Consider the following 17,278-nt stretch of genomic DNA (forward strand, 5'->3'; position numbering starts at 1 on the left):
CTTGCGCAGGAACAGGCTTGTTTTGGGAGCGGGCTTGTGTGAGAGCCCGCTTATGTGGGAGCAGGCTTGTGTGGGAGCGGGCTTGCCCGCGAAAGGGCTCTGAAGGGCGCAACAAGCTTCGCGGGCAAGCCCGCTCCCACAGGGTTCAGACGGCGCCCACATGCTGATCGGCAGCGCCTTCCTCCCACAGGATCCAGACAACGCCCTACACGCTGATCGGCAACGCCTCGAAACGCACCCGTGGATGGGCAATGCGATCCTGGGCGCGCACCAGTTCCAGTTCGTAACTGGCGCAGGCCTGGGTTTCCAGCAGGACCTCATGCACCGCGGCGGCCGTGAACTCGAATGCCGCCACCAGGCTGTCGCCCAGCAGCACGCGCGCCAGGAACAGGCCCGAGGTCAGGTCGCCGACACCCACCGGCTGGCGTGGAAACGCCAGCAACGGACGGCGCAGGTGCCAGTTGCCTTCGGCGGTCACCAGGAGCATTTCGAAGCTGTCCTCGGGTTTGCCCGGGTAGGCCAGGTGCTTCACCAGCACCACCTTCGGCCCGCGGGCCAGCAGGCTGCGCGCCATTGCCAGGCAATCGAACAACGACTGTGGCGAACGCCCGCAGAAACTGTCCAGCTCCAGTTGGTTGGGGCAGAGGATATCGGCCATCGCCGCCGCTTCCTGCAGCAGGAAATCGCTGACTTCCGTCGGCACGCTGCAACCCTTCTCCGGATGGCCCATCACCGGATCACACAGGTACAGGGCCTTTGGGTTGGCCGCCTTGATCCGCGCCACACCGCTGAGAATCGAGCGGCCCTGGGCGGCACTGCCCAGGTAACCGGACAGCACCGCATCGCAGTTGCCCAGCTCGCCGATGGCGGCAATGCCCTCCACCAGTTCGGGAATCTGATGGGGCGCCAGCACCTCCCCGGCCCACTGCCCGTACTGGGTGTGGTTGGAGAACTGCACGGTGTTCAATGGCCAGACATTCACCCCGACCCGCTGCATGGGAAAAACCGCCGCACTGTTGCCGGCATGGCCGAAAACCACATGGGATTGAATGGCGAGCAGATGAGGAGTGCGTTTCATTCCGGATTCCCGAAAGGCAGATGGATTCAAGCCGCGCAGTATGCGACGAAACAGAGCCTGTACGACAGGCCGGCGAGCCAGTTAAGCTGCTCTCAACTTGTTGGAGTGGCGTTCATGCTGACCCTGGGAAATATGTTCGTGCTGATGTTGCTGGCGACCGGCGCAGCCTGGCTCTGGCACAACCACGGCCTGCGCGAACGGGCCCTGGAGCGGGTCAAGCAGCACTGCGCCCGACTGGATCTGGAATTGCTCGACGGCGCGGTAGCCCTCAAGCGTATCGGCTTCGTCCGCGACGCCAATGGCCGGCGGCGCCTGGCCAGGATCTACAACTTCGAATTCACCGTCACCGGCGACCAGCGTCATGTGGGTACCATTACCCAGTTCGGCGCCCACAGTGCGCAGATCGAGCTACCGCCCTACCCGTTCGACGCCAAGCCCGACCTGCCCAGCGCCGAGGTGATCGAACTGAGCCAGTGGCGCCAGGATCACCCCAAGGACCACAGCCGGTCGCACCACTGAACCGTCGGGGTTAGCGCTGGTTTGCCAGCGATTGTGCTGCCGGTCTTATTGCCATCATCGCCAGCAAGCCGGCTCCCACCAGGGCCGGTCAAGGCAATATCTCCGCGGTGAAACACCGACCTGTGGGAGCCGGCTTGCTGGCGATAGCGATATCCCGTTCACCCTGATCAACCCTGCAAACGACAACCCGCCATTCCCGCCTTCAGCCGTTCGATCTCCTGCTTTTCAGCGAAAATCAGCTCAAGTCGCGAATCCCGCCGCCATTCACTGGGTTGCCAGTGCCACGACGAGTTATCCACAGCGTTGCTGGAAACCCACCCGGCGGGGCTGTGGATAACCAGCTTGGCCCTGAGCCAGTCCAGGCCTGACAACCACTGGCGGACACGCTCGGGGTCCAGTTGCTGGCTCGGATGCCAGCGCCAGCCGATGCTCCAGTTGCCTTCCTGGACATGCTCCAGGCAGATCGGCTGGGTCGGATCGGTCCAGATCGCCGGCAGCACCACGTTCGCCGGGGCCGCCGGCAATGTCCCCGGCTCATGCGCCCCGCCCGCTGGCGGCGCGGCCAGCGCCAACAACTCGCCCAGCTCCAACACCCCTTGCTCGGTCCAGCGCACCGGACATTCCGGCAAGCGTGCCAGGGCCCGCCCGCGTTCAACCTCGTCCAGCCCCTGCGACTTGTTCAACAGCAGCAGGCCGGCGAGCGCCAGGGCCTCCTGCTGCGAGTCGGGCAAGGGTTTTCCCGCCGCCAGCGCCCGCGCATCGAGCACCAGTACACAGGGCTGCAAGCTCAGGACCCCGAGCCAGGGCGCCGCCCCCAACTGCCGGAGAATCTGTGCCGGATGACCGAGGCCGGAGGGTTCGATGAACAGTCGGTCCGGCCGGGCCTTGCGCAACAGCCGGCCGAGTCCGACCTGGAAGGGCGCGCCATTGACGCAACACACGCAACCGCCAGCCACCTCGCCCAGTGCGATACCATCGTCGGCCCGGGTCAGCAGCGCGGCATCGAGGCCGATCTGGCCGAACTCGTTGATCAGCACCGCCCACCGCTCGCCCTGGGGTTTCTGCGCCAGCAGGTGGCGAATCAGGCTGGTCTTGCCGGCACCGAGGGGACCGGCGATGACATGCGTGGGAATGTTCTGCAACATAAGTGGACCGATAGGCTTGAAGGGGTGAATGAATGATGCGGTCGATTGGCCTGGGGCTGCTGCTGGCGCTGGGTTCGAGCCAGGTCCTGGCGCAAGCCTGCGTAGTCCGCAGCCATGGCGAACGGCTCGACGTCAAAGTCTGCCAGGAAAACCTCAATATCCCGGCCAAGCTGTTCAGCGATGGCTTCTGCCAGCCGAACCTGCCGGGACAGAAGGTCGAGGTCGAATACGTCGAACAGTGTCCGGGCGGCTCGTTTGGCGTCTGCCGCAACGCCCAGGTAGCCAATATGCCTTACCGCCAGAATATTCACTATTACGGCGTGGCGACGGACGCGGCGTACCTCAGGCCGTTCTGTGAAGGCCAGAGCGGCGGACAGTGGCAAACGCCATAGCGGCCGCGACTCAGGCCAGCCAATCCAGGGTCAGGATCAGACGGCGCCCGCCTTCGGCCACCTGCGGCGAGCGGTGCACCAGGCCAAAGCCTTCGTTGCCATGCCAGCGCTCCCCCTTGAGCAACGCCACCGCACCGCTGTCCACCTGGCGGATCAGCGCCGCCGCCGTGGGCTCTGCCGCCGGATTGCCCAGCTGCCGGCGATCGATCGCGCCCTCCTCCAACCATTCGCTGCCCACCCCGGCGTAGGTGGTGATCAACCTGACCGGCACATGGTCGACGTGAAAGCGCGGGCACATGGCCTTGTCCAGCACCCGCAGGCGCAAGCCGATCCGACGCGCCCCCAGCAGGCAGGCGTAGGCACTGACCAGCCAGGACACGTCGGTCAGAAAACCTTCGTAGCCTTCCAGGTCACTGAAGCCCGACGCCAGCCCCTGCAGATTCGGCATGGCGTCGTCATCGGCCATCTCCAGGATCAGGGACTCCGCCAGCGGCTCGCCCAGGGACAGCAGCAGGTGGGCGAAATCGGCGATATGGCTGGGCAACTGGCGCTGCCAGACCGCCAGGTTGACGCCATCCTCGAAGATCTCGCCGAGTACGGTGGGGGTCTCGCCCCGGACCTGGCGAACCGATGGCTGCGCCTGCAAGCGCGGCGCCAGCATCAGGCGGCCGCCTCTTCGTCGTGCCACGGCCCGAACGGATCGCGCAACCGTTGCCAGCCTTCGACCCCCAGGGCCATCTCGTCATCGGTCAGCAGGCAGGTGTCGAGGCGCGCGGTCATCTGCGCGAAATCGATGTTCTGCCCGATAAACACCAGCTCCTGACGGCAATCGCCGGTGTCGGCGGTCCAGTTCTGCATGATCGCCGCCGTGCTTTCGGCGTCCTGCGGCCAGTGCTGCTTCGGCACGAAACGCCACCAGCGTCCGGCGAAACCATGCCGCATCAGCCCGCCGGCCTGGGACCAGCTGCCCGCCTCCTGGTATTTGCTCGCCAGCCAGAAGAAACCCTTGGAGCGCAGCAGCTTGCCGTTCACCCAGGGCCGGTTGATAAAGTCGAAGAAACGCTCGGGATGGAACGGCCGCCGCGCGCGGTAGGCGGTGGAGGCGATGCCGTATTCCTCGGTTTCCGGCACGTGTTCGCCGCGCAGCTCCTGCAACCAGCCGGGGGCCTGGGCTGCGCGCTCGAAGTCGAAACGACCGGTGTCGAGGATCTTCGCCAACGGCACTTCGCCCATCACCATCGGGATGATTTCGGCCTGGGAGTTCAGGCGTTCGAGGATCGCGATCAGCTCTTCGCGCTCCTGGCTGCTGATCAGGTCGATCTTGCTGACCAGGATCACATCGGCAAACTCGACCTGCTCGATCAGCAGGTCGGTGATCGAACGCTCGTCTTCCTCGCCGAGGGTCTCGCCACGGGAAGCCAGGCTTTCCGCGGCCTGGTAGTCGAGCAGGAAGTTCATCCCGTCGACCACCGTGACCATGGTGTCGAGCCGGGCGATATCGGCCAGGCTCTGGCCCTCTTCGTCGCGAAAGGTAAAGGTCTCGGCCACCGGCAGCGGCTCGGAGATACCGGTGGATTCGATCAGCAGGTAATCGAAGCGGCCGTCGCGGGCGAGCTTGCCGACCTCTTCCAGCAGGTCCTCGCGCAAGGTGCAGCAGATGCAGCCGTTGCTCATCTCGACGAGTTTTTCCTCGGAGCGGTTGAGGCTGACGTCACGCTGGACCTCGCTGCCATCGATATTGATCTCGCTCATGTCGTTGACGATCACCGCCACCCGCAGGTTCTCGCGGTTGCGCAGGACATAGTTGAGCAGGGTACTTTTACCGGCGCCGAGAAAACCGGACAGCACGGTAACGGGAAGACGTTGGGTCATGGTTGATTCCTCATCAGGTCGGCCGGGTCAAAGCGCCCGTTTATGGCGTTCGCGCAGCTCTTCACGTTCTTTGGCTTCGATGCACAGGCTCGCGGTGGGCCGCAGCAGCAGGCGCTTGAGACCGATCGGTTCGCCGGTCTCGCGGCACCAGCCGTATTCGCCACGGGCCAGGCTGTCGAGGGTCTGGTCGATCTTGTCCAGCAGCTTCTTCTCCCGCTCCAGCAGGCGCAGTTGCCATTGCCGCTGCTCTTCGGCGCTGCCGATATCCGCCGGATCGCTGCTCGGTTCGTGTTCGCGCAGGACGTCGAACTCGCCGCTGATACGCTCCTGCAGCTCACGGCGCTGGCTCAGCAACAGCTCGCGGAAGAACCCTTGCTGCGCATCGTTCATGTAATCCGCCTCGGGCTGGGCGAGCAGTTCTTGTTCAGTCATGGGAGGTCAGGCGTCGGGGATTTATTTAATGTTATATTATAACAATGCAATTTAGCCAATCCCCGCTTGCTCGCCACGACGAAGGGCGCAATGCTGGAGCCGATACCTTCCACGAGAACGCCGATGCGCCCTGTCCTGAAATGCTCGCTGCTGAGCCTGCTGCTGGTTGCCGCCAGCGCCTCGGCGCAGATCCCCGGCCCGCTGACCAACTGCACCCGCAGCGCCACGCTGCTGGCATGCAAGGACGCCGCCGGCAACGCCTATGGCGTCGCCACGGTGGGCAAGACGATTTACCTGCAGGGGTTCGAAGTGATCGGCAAGCGCTACTGGGCGCAGACCAGCAGCCGCTACGGGCAACTGACCTTCTTTACCGGCATCGCCTCGGATGGCGAAGCCTGGGTGGGCTACAGCCGGCGCGTCGGCTGGACCACCCAGAACCGGTTTTCCAGCTCAGGCGGCTTGAGCAGGAAATTTGTCTGCGATCGGATGGTGGGCTGCTAGCCCTCGAGAAATGACGCCCTCCCGTGCAGGAGCCGGCTTGCCGGCGATGGCGGCCGAACAGTCGGTGCAAGACTGGCCGGCCTCATCGCCAGCAAGCCGGCTCCTACAGGGGTAGCGGTTATCCAGACACCCCGCAGCGACGGGTCTATACCAACCCTTCCTGCACCTGCTGTTGCCGCCAGGCGATATAGCTGTCCTGTGGCGGGTTCTTCTCGAAGTAGGTCTTCAGGCCCTGGAACAGGCCATCGGCAATCGCCTGCTGGTGCCGGGCGGTGACCAGGCGTTCGCTGTCGCGGACGTTGGAAATGAAGCCGGTCTCCACCAGGATCGACGGCACGTCCGGCGACTTCAGCACCGCGAAGCCGGCCTGCTCCACGCGTTTCTGGTGCAGGGTGGTGATGCCTTCCAGGCTGCCGAGAACGGTGTGACCCAGTTGCAGGCTGGCGGCAATGGTAGCGTTCATCGACATGTCGAGGATCACCCCGGCCAGCATCGGGTCCTTGTCCTTGAGGTTGAGCAGGCTCTGGGCCCCGATCAGGTCGGCGCCGTTTTCGCGCTGGGCCATGAACCGCGCGGTGGTCGAGGTCGCGCCGCCTTCGGACAGGCAATACACCGAGGCACCCGACGCGGTGATGCGTGGCGCGGCGTCGGCATGCACCGAGATAAACATGTCGGCGTTGTTCTTGCGGGAAAACTCCACGCGCTTGCGCAGCGGCACGAAGAAGTCGTCGTTGCGCACCAGGCGCACATCGAAGCCCTTCTCGCGCTTCAGGCGCTTGGCCAGCAGCTGGGCGATGGACAGCACCACATCTTTCTCGCGCTGGCCCTTCGAGCCCAGGGCCCCCGGGTCCTTGCCGCCATGTCCCGGATCGACCACCACCATGATGGCGCGCTTGGGATGCGGCTTGCCGGGCGCGGTTTCCTGCCGTACCTGGGGAGCCGCAGCCGCCGCCAGGGTCTGCGGGGCCACGCCGGCGGTGCCATTGCTGGTCAGGTCGAGCACCAGCCGATGGCCCTGGCCGTCCTGGGGCGGCAACAGGAAGCTGTTGAGCTGGATCGGCGTCGCCAGGTCCAGGACGATCCGGGTGTCGCCCTGGCCGAAATGCCCGGAGCGGATCGAACGGATCACCGTGTTCTTCAAGGCCAGCTGGCTGAAATCGCCGGTCAGCTTCGCCCCGCTCAGGTCGATGATCAGCCGCTCGGGCGAGGTCAGGGAAAACGTCTTGTATTGCACCGGGCCGCTGAGATCGAGTACCAGGCGCAGCTTGTCGCCGGTACGCCACAGGCGCGCATTCTGGATCTGTGCCGCGGACAGGCCCAGGGGTATGAAGGCCGCACCGGCCAACAGGAAATTGAGCAACTGACGTCTATGCATGAACCGATAACCAAAAATTAAGGGAGCGTCCGTACTCGATATCGCTGTGTGAAAGCCCCAGCAAAAAAGGCATCGTCGACCGAATGGTTATAATATAACATGTCATTTTATTTCCGACGATGGACCTGCTCATGAATGCGTTGACGCTGCCGGATATCGCCGCGCAGTCATCCCGGCAAGCCTTGCCCCTTGAGTGGGTGGGCATGTGCGGCATTGCTCTACCGGTCGCAATTGGCGGCCACCGTCTCAATGCGAAAGCCGACGCCGGCGTCAGTCTCGACGACGGCGAAGCGCGTGGCATCCACATGTCGCGCCTGTACCTGGCCCTGGAGCGCCTGGAACAGCAGGAGCTGACGCCCGCGCTGATCCGTGAGGTGCTGCAGCAGTTCCTCGACAGCCACGACGGCTTGTCCCACAACGCCTACCTGCGCATTCATACCGACCTGTTGCTCAAGCGCCCGGCGTTGGTCAGTCCGCTGGCCGGCTGGAAAACCTATCCAGTCAGTGTGTTAGCCGAACTGAAAAACGGAATGTTCCACGTGGAACTAAAAATTGACGTGGCCTATTCCTCGACCTGCCCCTGCTCGGCAGCCCTCGCCCGACAACTGATCCAGCAACAATTCGCCAACGACTTCGCCAACGACTTCGCCAACAAGCCTCTGGAGCACAGCGCTATCCTCAGCTGGCTCGGCGGTACCCAGGGCATCGTCGCTACACCGCATAGCCAGCGCAGCATTGCACACCTGCAAATTCATCTTGATGAAAAAACGTATCGGTTTCCCTTCGAGGCCCTGATCGACGACGTCGAGGCCGCCCTCGGCACCGCCGTGCAGACCGCCGTGAAACGCGCGGACGAGCAGGCCTTTGCCCTCGCCAACGGCCAGAACCTGATGTTCTGCGAAGACGCCGCACGCCGTCTCAACCTGGCGCTCAAGCGCTCGGAAGCGGTACAGGGTTTCCAATTGCGGGTGGTGCATGCCGAAAGCCTGCACGCCCATGACGCGGTGGCCGAAAGCCGCTGGAACTGGAGGCAGTCATGATCCGCTGCCAAGGCCTGCGCTGGGGCGCACCGGGCCAACCCCTCACGCCCGCGGTGGATTTCGAACTGGCCGCCGGCAGCCTGACGGGCGTGATCGGCGCCAACGGCACCGGCAAAAGCAGCCTGCTGAAGGTGATCGCCGGGCTGCAAAAACCCTTGGCGGGCAAGGTCATCCTCGATGTTCCACGGCGTGGCAACCTGTCTTTCCTGCCGCAGCAACAGCACCTCGACCGGCAATTTCCCATCAGCCTGCAAGAGCTGGTAGCGGCCGGCTTCTGGGGCATCAAGCTGACGCCGCAGCAACGTAGCGAACGCCTGGAGGCGGTGCTGGAAGACTGGTGCCTGAGCGGCCTGGAGCACCGTCCGTTGATGGCCTTGTCCGGTGGCGAATTGCAACGCGCCCTGCTCGCCCGCCTGAGCCTGGCCGAAGCGCCGATCCTGCTGCTGGACGAACCCCATGCCGCGCTCGACGAGGATGGCAATGCCCTGCTGTGGAAACATATCCATGCCTGGCACGCGGCGGGTCGCACCCTGGTGGTGGTCTGCCATGACCTGGCCTCCGTGCGTCACCACATCCCCGACGCCTTGCGAATCAAGAGCAGCGGCTGCGTGCTGGCCCCGAGCACCGAACTGATCGTGCAACAGCCGATCACGCGGGTGGCCTGATGCTGATGTTTGCCCACCATCTCTGGCAGCCGTTCCAGGATTTCGTCTTCATGCGCCGGGCGTTGCTCGGTGGCCTGGTGCTGGCCTGCAGTACCGCGCCGCTGGGGGTGTTCCTGATCCTGCGGCGCATGAGCCTGATCGGTGACGCGGTGGCCCACGGCATCCTGCCGGGCGCCGCCCTGGGTTTCTGGATCGCCGGGCTGAGCCTGCCGGCCCTGACCCTCGGCGGCCTCGGCGCGGGCATGGGCATGGCCGGCCTGTCGGCCTGGATCACCCGCCGCACCGGCCTGCGCGAAGACGCCAGCCTCGCGGCGATCTATCCGATCTCCCTGGCCAGCGGCGTGCTGATCCTCGGCATCGCCGGCAAGCGCCTGGACCTGCTGCACCTGCTGTTCGGCTCGGCGCTGGCGGTGGATGGACCGACCCTGACCGGCATGCTCTGGGTCTGCAGCATCAGCCTGGTGCTGCTGGCGGCGATCTACCGGCCGCTGCTGCTGGACACCCTCGACCCGCTGTTCCTGCAGACCGTCAGCCGCCTCGGCCCCTTGGCCCACGGGGTGTTCCTGACCCTGGTGGTACTCAACCTGGTGATCGGCTTCCAGGCCATCGGTGCGCTGATGGTGGTCGGCCTGATGATGCTGCCGGCCATCGCCTCGCGTTTCTGGAGTCGGCGCCTGCCGGTGCTGATGGCGATCGCCGCGCTGATCGGCTGTGTCTCGGTCACCCTCGGATTATTGCTGTCGTTCTACTACTCGCTGCCCAGCGGCCCGGCCATCGTGCTGGTGGCAGGCGGCTTTTACCTGCTGTCCGTGGTTTTCGGTCCGGTGCACGGTCTGCTGCGCCGACCGCCCTTGCCTACATCCCAATGAGGTGTCACCCGATGCGCGCTTTACTCGTGTTGTTCAGCTCCATGCTGGCCTTGTCATTGAACCTGTCCAGCGCCCAGGCGGCGGACAAACTTCCCGTGGTCGCCAGCTTCAGTATCCTGCGAGATATCACCCAGCAGATCGGCGGTGATCATATCGAGGTCACCGGCATGGTCGGCCCGGATGCGGACGCCCACACCTACGAGCCGACCCCGGATGACGCCAAGGCGCTGCTCAAGGCCAAGCTGATCGTCAAGAACGGCCTGGGCTTCGAACCCTGGCTCGACCGCCTGGTGACCAGCACCGAAACCAAGGCCACCGTGGTCACCGCCAGCAAGGGTGTGATTTCCCACACCATGGAAGAGGACGGCGAGACCATTCCCGATCCGCACGCCTGGCACAACCTGGCGAACGCCGAGCTGTACGTGAACAACATCACCAAGGCGCTGATCCAGGTCGACCCGGCGAACAAGGACGACTACACCCGCAACAGCCAGGCCTACCTGAAGCAGATCTATCGCCTGCTGGCCGAAGCCAAGGTCAAGCTCGGCAACCTGCCGGCCGGCAACCGTCGCATCGTCACTTCCCATGACGCCTTCGGTTACCTGGGCCAGGCCTACGGTATCCAGTTCCTCGCTCCCCAGGGCCTGTCCACCGAGCGTGAACCCTCCGCCGCCGAAGTCGCCACGCTGATCACGCAGATCCGCAAGGACAAGGTCAAGGCCGTGTTCATGGAGAACATCAAGGACGCCCGCCTGCTCAAGCAGATCGCTGACGAGAGCGGCGCGCAGATCGGCGGCACCCTGTACTCCGATGCCCTCGCGGCCGAAGGCCCGGCGAGCACCTTTACCGGATTGTTCGAATACAACATGAACACCCTGCACGCGGCGCTGAGCAAATGACCGCGCGGCCGCCCCTGTCGATGCTCGATCTGGAGAGCGCGGCGACGGGCAGCCGCTGGCCCCTCGCGGCAGTGCTCGAGGCACTGCCGTGGAACGATGACGGCCTGATCGCCGCCATCGCCCAGCAACACGACAGCGGCGAAGTGCTGATGCTCGCCTGGATGAATCGCCAGGCCCTGGCCGAAACCCTCGAGCAACGCCAGGTCTGCTACTGGTCGCGCTCGCGCCAGCGGCTGTGGCGCAAGGGCGAAAGCTCGGGACATCGCCAGCGCCTGGTGGAGGCCCGCCTCGATTGCGACGGCGACGCCATCCTGCTGCTGGTCGAGCAACAGGGCCCGGCCTGCCATACCGGGCGCCCCAACTGTTTCTACAACGCGATTCGTGGTGGTGCGGTGGAAGTCATCAGCGCCCCCGAGGAGACCTCTGCATGATTCGCAAGAACCCTTCCGGCGACCTGCCGGTCATCGCCGAGTCCGCCTATGTGGACAAGACCGCGATCATCTGCGGCAAAGTGGTGATCGGCGAGAACGTCTTTGTCGGCCCCTACGCGGTGATCCGCGCCGACGAAGTGAATGAACGCGGCGAGATGGACCCCATCGTCATCGGCGCCAACTCGAATATCCAGGACGGCGTGGTGATCCACTCCAAGTCCGGCGCGGCGGTGACCATCGGCGAGTTCACCTCCATCGCCCACCGTTCGATCGTCCACGGCCCCTGCACGGTCGGCAACCGGGTCTTCATCGGTTTCAACAGCGTGCTGTTCAACTGCGCGGTGGGTGACGGCAGCGTGGTGCGGCACAACTCGGTGGTCGACGGTCGCGACCTGCCCCCTGGTTTCTATGTGCCCTCCACCACCCGCATCGGGCCAAGCACCGACCTGTCGCAATTCCCTCCGGTGAGTGTCAGTGCCTCGGAGTTTTCCGAGGATGTGGCGCGCACCAACGTCGATCTGGTCCGGGGCTACAAGGCCCTGCAAAACGAGTTCTGAACATGAGCAGCCTGCTGATCCGCAATGCCCGCGTGGTGAACGAGGGCCGTGAGTTCGACGCCGATGTCCGGGTGCTCAACGGCCGCATCGAACATATTGCCCCACAGATCAGCAATGCCAGCGCCGACCGGGAAATCGACGCGGCCGGCGACTGGCTGCTGCCGGGAATGATCGACGACCAGGTGCATTTCCGCGACCCCGGCGCGCCGCACAAGGGCAGCCTCCATACCGAGTCCCGGGCGGCAGTGGCCGGCGGCATCACCAGCTACATGGACATGCCCAACACCCGGCCGGCGACCCTGACCCTCGAAGCCCTGGCCGACAAGAAGCGGCGGGCGGCGATCAACTCGGTGGCCAACTACGGCTTTCATTTCGGTGTCAGCAACGACAACCTCGACACCGTGGCGGCCCTCGATCCGCGGCAGGTGGCCGGGGTCAAGGTGTTCATGGGCGCCTCGACGGGCAATATGCTGGTGGACGACCCACGGGTGCTCGAACGGCTGTTCGCCGAGGTCCCGACCATCCTGCTGGCGCATTGCGAACACACGCCGACCATCGACCAGCGCATGGACAATCTGCGCGAACTGTTCGGCGACATGATCCCGCCCGGCGCCCATCCGCTGATCCGCAACGCCGAGGCCTGTTATCGCTCCTCGTCGCTGGCGGTCGAGCTGGCCAGGCGACATGGCACCCGCCTGCATGTCCTGCACCTGACCAGCGAGCGCGAACTGGCACTGTTCGAAAACAAGCCGCTGAGCGAAAAACGCATCACCGCCGAGGTCTGCCTGCATCACCTGCTGTTCGATGACCGCGACTACCCGCGCCTGGGCAACCTGATCAAATGCAATCCGGCGATCAAGCACCAGTCGGATCGCGACGCCTTGCGCGAAGCGCTGCTGAGCAACCGCCTGGATGTGATCGGCAGCGATCACGCACCGCACACCTGGGAAGAAAAACAGCGGCCCTACAGCGAAGCACCTTCCGGCTTGCCGCTGGTCCAGCACGCGCTGCCGGCGCTGATGGAGCTGGTGGCGGCCAAGGTCCTGCCGCTGACCACCCTGGTGGCAAAGACCAGCCACCGGGTTGCCGACCTGTTCGCCATTCCCGAGCGCGGCTACCTGCGCGAAGGCTACTGGGCCGACCTGGTGCTGATGAACCGTCAGCCGGTGAACCGCGCGGTCAGTAACGAACCGATTCTCTACCAGTGCGGCTGGACCCCGTTTGTCGAACGCAGCTTTCGCCATCACGTCGGCACCACGGTGGTGTCCGGGCAGATCGCCTGGCATGCCGGACAGATCCATGACAACTGCCAGGGCCAGCCCCTGCAGTTTCTTCGCTGATCCACCTTTATCGCCTGATCGACCAAGGACACCCCTCGATGATCCGCATCACCCTCCCCGACGGCTCGCAGCGCGAGTACGACCAGCCGCTCTCGGTCTTCGAAGTGGCCGCCAGCATCGGCCTCGGCCTGGCCAAGGCGGCGGTGGCCGGCCGGGTCGACGGCAACCTGGTGGATTGCGCCACCCTGATCGAGCGGGATGCGCGCGTGAGTATCGTCACCGGACGGGACGACGAAGGCCTGGAAATCCTCCGGCACTCCTGCGCGCACCTGCTGGCGATGGCGGTCAAGCAACTGTATCCCTCGGCCCAGGTGACCATCGGCCCGGTGATCGAAGACGGCTTTTTCTATGACTTCGCCTACGAACGGCCCTTCACCCCCAAAGACCTGGAACTGATCGAAGCGCGGATGCAGGCCCTGGCCGCGACCAATCATTCGATACGCCGACGCACCTTGCCGCGCGCCGAAGCCATCGAGTACTTCGAAGCCCTGGGCGAGCACTACAAGGCCGAGCTGATCCGGGCGATACCGGAAGGGGAAACGCTGTCGCTGTACCGCCAGGGCGATTTCGAGGACCTGTGCCGTGGCCCCCACGTACCTTCGACCGGCATCCTCCAGGCGTTCAAGCTGACCAAGGTGGCCGGCGCCTACTGGCGCGGCGATGCGAACAATGCACCGCTGCAACGGATCTACGGCACCTGCTGGGCCCGGCCTGCGGACCTCAAGGCCTACCTCACCCGCCTGGAAGAGGCCGGCAAGCGCGACCACCGCAAGCTCGGCGCACAACTGGACCTGTTCCACTTCGACGACTGCGCGCCGGGCTCGGTGTTCTGGCATGCCAAGGGCTGGACCCTGTTCCAGCAACTGATCGGCTATATGCGCCAACGCCAGGAACAGGCCGGCTATGTCGAAGTGAATACCCCGGATGTCATGGACCGTGGCCTGTGGGAAACCTCCGGGCACTGGCAGAACTACCGCGATCACATGTTCACCACCACGACCGAGGATGAGCGGGTATTCGCCCTCAAGCCGATGAACTGCCCCGGCGCGGTGTCGATCTTCGGCCACGGCCTGAAGAGCTACCGCGACCTGCCGTTGCGGATCGCCGAGTTCGGCAAGGTGCATCGCTACGAACCGTCCGGGGCCTTGCACGGGCTGCTGCGGGTACGCCACTTCACCCAGGACGACGCGCATATCTTCTGCACCCCGGCGCAGATGCAGGCCGAATGCGAAACGGCGATTGCCCTGGTGTTCGATATCTATCGCGAGTTCGGCTTCGAGGATGTCGTGGTGAAGCTGTCGACCCGCCCGCTCAATCGCATCGGCAGCGACGAGACCTGGGACCAGCTGGAAGGTGCGCTGATCGGCGCCCTGGGACGGATGGGGATCGAGTACCGGCTCAATCCCGGCGAAGGCGCCTTCTATGGGCCGAAGCTGGAATTCGTGTTGCGCGATGCCATCGGCCGCGACTGGCAGTGCGGGACCTTGCAGGTGGACCTCAACCTGCCGGAGCGTTTCGACATCGGCTACATCGGCGAAAACGGCGAGCGCCAGCGACCGGTGATGTTGCATCGGGCACTGTTCGGCTCGCTGGAACGGTTTATCGGGATCCTGATCGAGCACTACAGCGGTGCCCTGCCGCTATGGCTGGCACCCCGCCAGGCGGTGGTGCTGAATATCAGCGAGGGCCAGGCCGACTATGCCCGGGAGGTCGCCGAGGAGCTGAAGCGCCGTGGTGTCCGCGTCGTCGCCGACCTGCGCAACGAGAAGGTCGGCTACAAGATCCGCGAGCACAGCCTGCAGAAGGTGCCGTACCTGCTGGTGGTGGGTGAGAAGGAAAAGGCCGCGCAGCAGGTCAGCGTGCGCAGCCGGCAGGGCGAAGACCTGGGGACGATGGGCGTCGAGGCGGCGTTGCAACTCCTGGCTTCGTGACCTTGTCACCGGACTTCTGTGGGAGGGGGCTCGCCCCCGAAGCTTTTAGTGCCCTCAAGGCCCTCTTCGGGGGCAAGCCCCCTCCCACAAGGCCCGTTGCTGCCTGCAAGGCGATCAGGAACGGGGCTTGACCACGCCGCAATCCTGCCCCAGCCAGACGGCCTTGGTGTCCATGCTGCCGTTCTGCTGGACACCCGTGGCATTGAAGGTGCCGCTGACCTGGGTGGTGAACTCGCGATCACTGACAAAGTGCGCCGTGCCCGCCCCCTGGGCCTTCGGACAGCTGAACCTGAACTTCCAGTTCGGGCCGTTGCGCTCGGTGATCTGCTGGCTGCAGCCGGACTGCGGATCGGTCAGCGGAATCGAGTCGGAAGCCACCTGCTGTGGGGTCAGGCACATCCGGACACCCTGCCCGCCCAGATTGATACCCTGCTTTTCCAGGGCCGCCCGCTGCTCCGGCGTGGTGTTCTGCTTGAGCACGCCGAGCAGCATGCCGACATCCAGCGACTGGTTTTCGACCTGCACATTGCTTGAGGTCAGTTCCCACAAACCGGGCTGCAGCACTTGCGCCTGGGCGACGGGAATCACGAAGGCACAGGCGATGGCCAGACCCGGCAGACGAAGGTTCATCGTATTGCTCCTAGAGAATTGTCCTGCTTAGACGTCAGAATGATGCTTGGGTTGCGTGATGAATTAAATAGCGACAATCGTGATGGAACATGGTCTGTTAGGCATTGGGAAATCAGGACCTGGAGCTTATGGATTATTTTGGCCCCCATGTTTTCGGCTATCTGATCGCACTGATTCATTCACTCGGGACCATCGCGGCAATCCACGCCGTGCTGACCGTGCGCACCGCACAGGGCTCGATTGCCTGGGCCCTGTCGCTGATCTTCATTCCCTATCTGACGCTGATTCCCTACCTGGTCTTCGGCCGCAGCACCTTCGACGCCTATATCAAGGCCCGGCGCCAGGCCAACGTGGAAATGCGCAAGGCCATCGCCGACCTGAACTGGCGCCCCTGGGTCGAGGAAGCGCTCACCGCCCGCAACTCCCAGGCCTATGCCGCGCTGCGGGCAATGCCCAAGCTCGGTCGCATGCCGTGCCTGGCGAATAACCAGGTCCGCCTGCTGATCAATGGCGAAGCCACCTTCGAGGCGATTTTCCAGGCCATCGGCCAGGCCCGACATGCCGTGCTGGTGCAGTTTTTCATCGTCCACGACGACAAGCTCGGGCGTCGCCTGCAAAGCCTGCTGCTGGAAAAGGCCGCCGAAGGCGTCGAGGTCTACCTGCTGTATGACGGCATCGGCAGCCATGCCCTGCCCCACGGCTACGCTGATGTCCTGCGCGAGGGCGGTGTGCGGGTGAAGGCCTTTGCCACCCGCAGCGGCTGGCTCAACCGGTTCCAGGTGAATTTCCGCAATCACCGCAAGGTGGTGGTGGTCGATGGCCTGACCGGCTTTGTCGGCGGACATAACGTCGGTGATGAATACCTCGGCTCCAGGCCGCCGCTGTCACCCTGGCGCGATACCCATGTGCAGGTCAGCGGTCCGGTGGTGGCCTGCCTGCAGGAGTCGTTCGCCGAGGACTGGTTCTGGGCTTCGCGACAGTTGCCGCCGCTGATCCTGCCGGATGCCTATCCGGATGACGGCGTGCTCTGCCAACTGCTCGCCAGCGGGCCGGCCGATCCCTTCGAAACCTGCTCGCTGTTCTTCGTCGAGGCGATCCACGCCGCCCGGGAGCGGGTCTGGATCACCAGCCCCTACTTCATCCCTGACGAAGCCGTGTTCGCCGCCCTGCGCCTGGCCGTACTGCGCGGCGTCGACGTTCGCCTGCTACTGCCCTCGCGGCCGGATCACCGGATCGTCTACGCCGCCTCCAGCCTCTATGCCTTCGAAGCGGTGCGCGCCGGGGTCCGGGTGTTCCGCTATGGCCCGGGGTTCCTGCATCAGAAGGTGGTGCTGGTGGACAACGAAATCAGCGCCATCGGCAGCGCCAACCTGGACAACCGCTCGTTCCGGCTGAATTTCGAATTGATGCTGCTGACGGTCGACGAAGCCTTCGCCAGCGAGGTGGAAAACATGCTCTTGAAGGACTTCGACCTGGCCCGGGAGGTGACCCGCGAAGACAGCCGGGAAACCCACCGCCTGCAACAGCTCGGCATGCGGGTCGCCCGGTTGATCTCGCCGATCCTCTAGTGGCTTGTGGCGCCGGGGTTGACCGACAGAACAG

Annotated in this window: 19 protein-coding genes; 12 read left to right on the forward strand and 7 right to left on the reverse strand. The window is 64.6% G+C overall.

From position 1 onward, the window contains the following. Nucleotides 1-205 precede the first annotated feature (205 nt). Nucleotides 206-1,078 carry a pyridoxal kinase PdxY gene (gene pdxY / locus KI243_RS32445; protein ID WP_017129368.1) on the reverse strand — a complete coding sequence of 291 codons (873 nt, stop codon included), beginning with the start codon at nucleotides 1,076-1,078 and terminating at the stop codon, nucleotides 206-208. A 114-nt stretch (nucleotides 1,079-1,192) separates the two neighbouring features. Here pdxY and KI243_RS32450 point away from each other — a divergent pair, with 114 nt between their 5' ends. Further along, nucleotides 1,193-1,597: a DUF3301 domain-containing protein gene (locus tag KI243_RS32450; protein ID WP_017129367.1), complete on the forward strand. Its 405-nt coding sequence runs from the start codon at nucleotides 1,193-1,195 to the stop codon at nucleotides 1,595-1,597. 167 nt (nucleotides 1,598-1,764) lie between these two features. Here the strand turns inward: KI243_RS32450 and KI243_RS32455 are convergent, their stop codons facing one another. Continuing rightward, nucleotides 1,765-2,742: a CobW-like GTP-binding protein gene (locus KI243_RS32455; protein WP_017129366.1), complete on the reverse strand. Its 978-nt coding sequence runs from the start codon at nucleotides 2,740-2,742 to the stop codon at nucleotides 1,765-1,767. Between the two features lie 35 nt (nucleotides 2,743-2,777). On the opposite strand from KI243_RS32455, the gene KI243_RS32460 reads away from it, so the two are divergent. Then, the gene (locus KI243_RS32460; RefSeq protein WP_042937067.1) at nucleotides 2,778-3,134 is read left to right on the forward strand and encodes a hypothetical protein; all 357 of its coding nucleotides are present in this window, start codon (nucleotides 2,778-2,780) and stop codon (nucleotides 3,132-3,134) included. A 10-nt stretch (nucleotides 3,135-3,144) separates the two neighbouring features. On the opposite strand, the gene KI243_RS32465 is transcribed toward KI243_RS32460, so the two are convergent. The 3 genes from KI243_RS32465 to dksA are packed head-to-tail and all read right to left on the reverse strand — an operon-like array spanning nucleotide 3,145 to nucleotide 5,438. Further along, on the reverse strand, nucleotides 3,145-3,795 hold the full coding sequence (locus KI243_RS32465; RefSeq protein WP_017129364.1) for a DUF1826 domain-containing protein: 651 nt from the start codon (nucleotides 3,793-3,795) through the stop codon (nucleotides 3,145-3,147). After that, nucleotides 3,795-5,006: a zinc metallochaperone GTPase ZigA gene (gene zigA, locus KI243_RS32470; protein WP_017129363.1), complete on the reverse strand. Its 1,212-nt coding sequence runs from the start codon at nucleotides 5,004-5,006 to the stop codon at nucleotides 3,795-3,797. The genes KI243_RS32465 and zigA overlap by 1 nt, the downstream gene beginning before the upstream one ends. A gap of 27 nt (nucleotides 5,007-5,033) precedes the next feature. Next, a complete protein-coding gene (gene dksA / locus KI243_RS32475) occupies nucleotides 5,034-5,438 on the reverse strand; it encodes an RNA polymerase-binding protein DksA (RefSeq protein WP_017129362.1) in 405 nt (134 codons plus the stop codon). A 123-nt stretch (nucleotides 5,439-5,561) separates the two neighbouring features. On the opposite strand from dksA, the gene KI243_RS32480 reads away from it, so the two are divergent. Beyond that, entirely contained in the window at nucleotides 5,562-5,939 is a 378-nt protein-coding gene (locus tag KI243_RS32480) for a hypothetical protein (RefSeq protein WP_017129361.1), read from the forward strand. Between the two features lie 145 nt (nucleotides 5,940-6,084). Here KI243_RS32480 and KI243_RS32485 read toward each other — a convergent pair whose 3' ends face one another. Next, nucleotides 6,085-7,314, reverse strand: coding sequence for an N-acetylmuramoyl-L-alanine amidase (locus KI243_RS32485; protein WP_103032610.1), 1,230 nt, complete (start codon nucleotides 7,312-7,314; stop codon nucleotides 6,085-6,087). Between the two features lie 131 nt (nucleotides 7,315-7,445). Here KI243_RS32485 and folE2 point away from each other — a divergent pair, with 131 nt between their 5' ends. From folE2 to thrS, 8 genes are read left to right on the forward strand one after another with little or no spacing between them, the layout of a single operon-like run. Then, complete coding sequence (gene folE2, locus KI243_RS32490) at nucleotides 7,446-8,354, forward strand: GTP cyclohydrolase FolE2 (protein ID WP_212810303.1); 909 nt, start codon at nucleotides 7,446-7,448, stop codon at nucleotides 8,352-8,354. Then, entirely contained in the window at nucleotides 8,351-9,019 is a 669-nt protein-coding gene (locus tag KI243_RS32495) for an ATP-binding cassette domain-containing protein (RefSeq protein ID WP_017129358.1), read from the forward strand. Before folE2 ends, KI243_RS32495 begins: the two co-directional genes overlap by 4 nt. Nucleotides 9,020-9,021: 2 nt before the next feature. After that, nucleotides 9,022-9,888 carry a metal ABC transporter permease gene (locus tag KI243_RS32500; protein ID WP_042937065.1) on the forward strand — a complete coding sequence of 289 codons (867 nt, stop codon included), beginning with the start codon at nucleotides 9,022-9,024 and terminating at the stop codon, nucleotides 9,886-9,888. Nucleotides 9,889-9,899: 11 nt separating this feature from the next. Continuing rightward, complete coding sequence (locus KI243_RS32505; protein WP_017129356.1) at nucleotides 9,900-10,787, forward strand: metal ABC transporter substrate-binding protein; 888 nt, start codon at nucleotides 9,900-9,902, stop codon at nucleotides 10,785-10,787. Further along, entirely contained in the window at nucleotides 10,784-11,218 is a 435-nt protein-coding gene (hisI, locus tag KI243_RS32510) for a phosphoribosyl-AMP cyclohydrolase (protein WP_103032611.1), read from the forward strand. The genes KI243_RS32505 and hisI overlap by 4 nt, the downstream gene beginning before the upstream one ends. Then, nucleotides 11,215-11,775 (forward strand): carbonate dehydratase, encoded by a 561-nt coding sequence (locus KI243_RS32515; protein WP_017129354.1) that lies wholly within the window; start codon nucleotides 11,215-11,217, stop codon nucleotides 11,773-11,775. Before hisI ends, KI243_RS32515 begins: the two co-directional genes overlap by 4 nt. A 2-nt stretch (nucleotides 11,776-11,777) precedes the next feature. Continuing rightward, a complete protein-coding gene (locus KI243_RS32520; protein WP_017129353.1) occupies nucleotides 11,778-13,115 on the forward strand; it encodes a dihydroorotase in 1,338 nt (445 codons plus the stop codon). Between the two features lie 38 nt (nucleotides 13,116-13,153). Next, complete coding sequence (gene thrS / locus KI243_RS32525) at nucleotides 13,154-15,046, forward strand: threonine--tRNA ligase (protein WP_017129352.1); 1,893 nt, start codon at nucleotides 13,154-13,156, stop codon at nucleotides 15,044-15,046. A 114-nt stretch (nucleotides 15,047-15,160) separates the two neighbouring features. On the opposite strand, the gene KI243_RS32530 is transcribed toward thrS, so the two are convergent. After that, nucleotides 15,161-15,676 (reverse strand): DUF3617 domain-containing protein, encoded by a 516-nt coding sequence (locus KI243_RS32530; RefSeq protein ID WP_017129351.1) that lies wholly within the window; start codon nucleotides 15,674-15,676, stop codon nucleotides 15,161-15,163. Nucleotides 15,677-15,804: 128 nt separating this feature from the next. On the opposite strand from KI243_RS32530, the gene cls reads away from it, so the two are divergent. Continuing rightward, nucleotides 15,805-17,244: a cardiolipin synthase gene (cls, locus tag KI243_RS32535; RefSeq protein WP_177087315.1), complete on the forward strand. Its 1,440-nt coding sequence runs from the start codon at nucleotides 15,805-15,807 to the stop codon at nucleotides 17,242-17,244. The last annotated feature ends 34 nt before the right edge of the window (nucleotides 17,245-17,278 follow it).

Source organism: Pseudomonas sp. Ost2 (assembly GCF_018326065.1).
Taxonomy (GTDB): Bacteria; Pseudomonadota; Gammaproteobacteria; order Pseudomonadales; family Pseudomonadaceae; genus Aquipseudomonas; species Aquipseudomonas gingeri.

Bases quoted from the DNA above. Each gene is read 5' to 3' on its own strand.
- pdxY (WP_017129368.1), bottom strand. From the start codon at position 1,078: ATGAAACGCACTCCTCATCTGCTCGCCATTCAATCCCATGTGGTTTTC.
- KI243_RS32450 (WP_017129367.1), top strand. From the start codon at position 1,193: ATGCTGACCCTGGGAAATATGTTCGTGCTGATGTTGCTGGCGACCGGC.
- KI243_RS32455 (WP_017129366.1), bottom strand. From the start codon at position 2,742: ATGTTGCAGAACATTCCCACGCATGTCATCGCCGGTCCCCTCGGTGCC.
- KI243_RS32460 (WP_042937067.1), top strand. From the start codon at position 2,778: ATGCGGTCGATTGGCCTGGGGCTGCTGCTGGCGCTGGGTTCGAGCCAG.
- KI243_RS32465 (WP_017129364.1), bottom strand. From the start codon at position 3,795: ATGCTGGCGCCGCGCTTGCAGGCGCAGCCATCGGTTCGCCAGGTCCGG.
- zigA (WP_017129363.1), bottom strand. From the start codon at position 5,006: ATGACCCAACGTCTTCCCGTTACCGTGCTGTCCGGTTTTCTCGGCGCC.
- dksA (WP_017129362.1), bottom strand. From the start codon at position 5,438: ATGACTGAACAAGAACTGCTCGCCCAGCCCGAGGCGGATTACATGAAC.
- KI243_RS32480 (WP_017129361.1), top strand. From the start codon at position 5,562: ATGCGCCCTGTCCTGAAATGCTCGCTGCTGAGCCTGCTGCTGGTTGCC.
- KI243_RS32485 (WP_103032610.1), bottom strand. From the start codon at position 7,314: ATGCATAGACGTCAGTTGCTCAATTTCCTGTTGGCCGGTGCGGCCTTC.
- folE2 (WP_212810303.1), top strand. From the start codon at position 7,446: ATGAATGCGTTGACGCTGCCGGATATCGCCGCGCAGTCATCCCGGCAA.
- KI243_RS32495 (WP_017129358.1), top strand. From the start codon at position 8,351: ATGATCCGCTGCCAAGGCCTGCGCTGGGGCGCACCGGGCCAACCCCTC.
- KI243_RS32505 (WP_017129356.1), top strand. From the start codon at position 9,900: ATGCGCGCTTTACTCGTGTTGTTCAGCTCCATGCTGGCCTTGTCATTG.
- hisI (WP_103032611.1), top strand. From the start codon at position 10,784: ATGACCGCGCGGCCGCCCCTGTCGATGCTCGATCTGGAGAGCGCGGCG.
- KI243_RS32515 (WP_017129354.1), top strand. From the start codon at position 11,215: ATGATTCGCAAGAACCCTTCCGGCGACCTGCCGGTCATCGCCGAGTCC.
- KI243_RS32520 (WP_017129353.1), top strand. From the start codon at position 11,778: ATGAGCAGCCTGCTGATCCGCAATGCCCGCGTGGTGAACGAGGGCCGT.
- thrS (WP_017129352.1), top strand. From the start codon at position 13,154: ATGATCCGCATCACCCTCCCCGACGGCTCGCAGCGCGAGTACGACCAG.
- KI243_RS32530 (WP_017129351.1), bottom strand. From the start codon at position 15,676: ATGAACCTTCGTCTGCCGGGTCTGGCCATCGCCTGTGCCTTCGTGATT.
- cls (WP_177087315.1), top strand. From the start codon at position 15,805: ATGGATTATTTTGGCCCCCATGTTTTCGGCTATCTGATCGCACTGATT.